Raw genomic sequence first — 607 nt, 5'->3', positions numbered from 1 at the left:
TTTGCCCTTCGGGCACGGCGCGACAAAACACGTTGGGCCTTAGCCAGTCGTCCCTTAATCGTTCGATAGTAGCGCGGATTTGCGACAACTTTGCCATCACTGGTCGTCAAGAAGTTTTTCGTGTTGAGGTCAATGCCGGTTTGCCGATTGGTTTTGGCAGGCTTCGTGATGAACGGTGTATCAGAACCCAGCTGCATGGATAAAAAGAAACGGTCCGCAGCGTCCTTAGTAATCGTGACCGTGCCAATGCGAGTTTCTGCTTGCCGACTCAGTAATCGTTTGTGGGAGCCTTTAATGCGTAGCCGACCTAATTTAGGCACTAAGATGTGCTTGAGGTCTTCAAAGCAGACGGTTCCGTTGGTTAGCTGTGCCGTTTTCTGCTTAATATATTGGCAATTAGTTTGATAGCCCCACGCATAGCTTTTACGGTGGAATTTTGGAACACCAGCACTATGAACCTTCCGAAAGGCTTTCCATGCTTTGCGATAGTTCCGGATAGCGTTAGCCTTAGCAAGACTGTCAATGCGCTTGTCTTCTAAGAATTGGAAATGATTGGACATCTGCTTGGCATTTTGCCGTTGTTCAAGCTGCTTGATTCGATCTTGAA

General features: G+C 47.8%; 1 protein-coding gene. It reads right to left on the bottom strand.

Features of this window, described 5'->3' with window-relative positions:
• Positions 1-607: RNA-guided endonuclease TnpB family protein (locus BVJ53_RS14910; protein ID WP_137296014.1), on the bottom strand; the 607-nt coding region annotated here is incomplete at both ends.

This window comes from Lacticaseibacillus chiayiensis (assembly GCF_004123795.1).
Classification (GTDB): Bacteria; Bacillota; Bacilli; order Lactobacillales; family Lactobacillaceae; genus Lacticaseibacillus; species Lacticaseibacillus chiayiensis.
Note: the sequence above shows the minus strand (reverse complement) of the source record. Positions and strands in the feature narration are given on the sequence as shown.